Origin of the sequence: Nostoc cf. edaphicum LEGE 07299 (assembly GCF_015207245.1) — a bacterium.
GTDB classification, from domain to species: Bacteria; Cyanobacteriota; Cyanobacteriia; order Cyanobacteriales; family Nostocaceae; genus Nostoc; species Nostoc edaphicum_B.
On sequence record NZ_JADEXF010000905.1, the window covers coordinates 1 to 2,814 of the forward strand.

Consider the following 2,814-nt stretch of genomic DNA (forward strand, 5'->3'; position numbering starts at 1 on the left):
GGACTGATATACAGCAAACCCTTGGAACCAGAACGCAGTTCTGATAATCGCTGACGACGTTCTGCTGCTGAGAGATTGCCGTTGATAAAAGTGGCGAAGAAAAACCCAGCTTGTTCTAAATCTGCTACCTGATCTGCCATTAATGCTTGGAGTGGCGAAATCACGACAGTCAGCGCTTTGTGCCTTTCGTGGAACATGAAAGCTGGTAATTGGTAGCATAAAGATTTACCACCGCCAGTAGGCATGAGGACAAGCGGACGCTCATTACTAATAATTGCTTGCACAGCTTCTTCTTGCAAAGGTCGAAAACTGGGAATTTCAAAATATTCCAAGTAAGAGCTGATAGCGAATTCATCTGTACTTAAAGGACGCAAATTCTCAAGTACAGCTTGAAAACCATTTAAATGTCTGAGCCAATCACAAAAAACCTGCTTCGATTCATTGGTATTGCACTCATAGTTCCAAGCCAGTAATCCCGCCACGCATAATCTTGTATCAAAATCATAAGTTTGTGGACTAGACCATAGCTGCTGCAAATAGGATTGATTTATTCCCTTTAGCATTGTTTCTGGCAGCATTTCTATGGCGGGTTGTTCAATCTTCAAACCAAGGTTATCACGGAAAAATTGTTGATATGCAAGGTCTGCATCTTCGCAACCACAAGTCAGGAGCCAAATATATACCTGTTGTACTTCATCAGGCTTTTTAAATAGTGCTTCTAATTGTTGACCAAGTAATAATCGAGTTGCCTGTGCGTCTTCTACGGGATTATTACTTGAATATTCACTTTGCTTATAGTCTTTATTTAGCTTATGGGAATGCTGTAGAGGGAAAGCGAGTATTGATAGTTCTAAAGTGTCAATTATATGCCAAGAAGATAATTGCGGTTCTTGCTCAATCAGATAAGGGTAATCAAAGCGGCGGAAGTTATGACCGCATACTGATAAATTACTATTTTTCAGCTTCCTCATTTCTTCGTAAGCTTGATTTAGATTCTCTTGATAAAAATCTTTTGTTAAATTCAGAGAGACTAATCCTATGCGGTATATATTATTTTCACTATTAATTTCTAAGTCTAAATAAGCATAAAAAAATCAATATCTAATAAATCTTGCATGAGAATCCCTGATTAGATCGCTTGAGTGCAATTTCACTTCTAAAAAATTACTAACTTAATTTACCCTGACTTGTTAAAAGATTTTAGCAACAAGTACTTATTTGTCAATAAATAGTACATAAATACTATGAATTTAACTCATGTATGCGTTGCCAATTCTGTTGTGTAATTTGGAGCGTTCGACTGATGAATTACAATCAAAGTCTTCAAAACAGGGTCTTGTTTTCAGTTTTCCCTAAGCAGTAGCTTTTCTAACACAAAAACTCCCAAACCGAATCTCCAGATCCAAACCGGATCTTCGCGCCAGATTTTCCACCAACATACTTGACCCTGTTGTTGACGCAGCATATTCAACAAGTTTATCGATTTTTGTAGTTTGGTGCTGCTCAAATCCTTTGCCAGGAATGGTAGTAGGTTTGTGTGATTAAATATAGGGATTTTAGCAAGGTTAGGAATTTGAGGAGTGAAGAGAGCGATCGCTCTTGGTTTTCCTCTGTACAAGACCCTACTCGCGTTCGCTTGAAAAATTTGAAGTTACGAACCACATTCATAGGTTTTGGCAATTTGGCATCACAAGTCTGTGAATTGCAGTTTAAATAAGATATCAACAAAACAGAACAGAACAGACACAAATCGCCAGTTGTTGACCTAATGCTGTAGAACTCAGCAGCCAATTCACAGTATTCGGTTATCACTTCACCACAACTGGTTAGAAATCCACTAGAAAATAAATAGTAAATCTGCTCCCGGCGTACTCGCCTACCGTAGGTAATCACTTGGGATTTCCTTTGGTATCTGTTAACTGGGGGTTTAAGGCGAAGGTGGGCTAACAAGCCTCTGAACACTTTTACTGAAGCTTTGGAGGCGTTTAGAACGGCTATGTCTTATCGATTTTTTGATTGGTTGATACTCAATCGTGACCTGTTTGCCTTTTACAAAGCCAGTTTGGGTTATATTTGAGCTTAATTTTTGTTTAAGTCCCGTTAACCAGATTCCTATATTGACTATTTATAAATTTGATGAAACTTTAAGTAATATCACTGATGGTAAACCTACATAGCAATAGGCATGATTATGTCTGTTGGCTTCAAGACGTAAATTGTAGAAAATACAATGAATAACGTTCGGATTTTATCAATTGATGGTGGTGGCATTCGCGGTATTATTCCTTTAGCGTATGAATTCTGTACGACTGGTGAGGCAGCGCGCGGCGCGGTTACACCGCGCCATTGCTTGTGACAGTTGCGTAAGTCCTGTTGGTATCAGTAATCTAAAATTTCCGCAAGAAATACAATAACAAAGGTGCAGCAATGAGAATATCTAAAAGTTTGACCGCTAGAGAGCGGAACATTGACCATTTTTTGAATTGGTCTGACTATTGCTATTTGGGTATGAAAAAATCAGTACTACTGACGTACTTTCTCAAAGAACTTTTTAATAATGCCCGTCCCAAATCTGATACTTTATTAACCTACAATCGACTGATATAAAAAACCAATAATTAGACCAGCTATTCCAGCAACAAAACCAGCACAAAAGAAGTAGAAAAACAATTCAAAACTTGCTTGAATATTTTGGGTATATCTGAAATAAAATATTGCCCAGATTGCTCCAAGGATTCCTGAGATTACTGTTGGAGTCGTTACGATTGCTATGACACTTTGAGTTTTCATTTATATATATATAGTATTATGAAC

4 protein-coding genes and 1 pseudogene are annotated in these 2,814 nt (G+C 37.8%); 2 read left to right on the plus strand and 3 right to left on the minus strand.

Annotation, left to right across the window (positions count from 1 at the left end; all coding sequences use genetic code 11):
- The coding region (locus IQ229_RS22420; RefSeq protein WP_228013656.1) for a DEAD/DEAH box helicase at positions 1-971 on the minus strand (971 nt) is incomplete at its 3' end.
- A 371-nt stretch (positions 972-1,342) separates the two neighbouring features.
- Positions 1,343-1,618, minus strand: a complete 276-nt coding sequence (locus tag IQ229_RS22425) for a hypothetical protein (protein WP_194047528.1) — start codon at positions 1,616-1,618, stop codon at positions 1,343-1,345.
- Between the two features lie 285 nt (positions 1,619-1,903).
- Here IQ229_RS22425 and IQ229_RS22430 point away from each other — a divergent pair.
- Positions 1,904-2,077, plus strand: a pseudogene (locus IQ229_RS22430) (IS701 family transposase); the annotation flags it as partial.
- 153 nt (positions 2,078-2,230) lie between these two features.
- A complete protein-coding gene (locus tag IQ229_RS24630; RefSeq protein WP_265583008.1) occupies positions 2,231-2,356 on the plus strand; it encodes a hypothetical protein in 126 nt (41 codons plus the stop codon).
- A gap of 227 nt (positions 2,357-2,583) precedes the next feature.
- Here the strand turns inward: IQ229_RS24630 and IQ229_RS24350 are convergent, their stop codons facing one another.
- On the minus strand, positions 2,584-2,790 hold the full coding sequence (locus tag IQ229_RS24350) for a hypothetical protein (protein ID WP_228013657.1): 207 nt from the start codon (positions 2,788-2,790) through the stop codon (positions 2,584-2,586).
- Positions 2,791-2,814 lie beyond the last annotated feature (24 nt).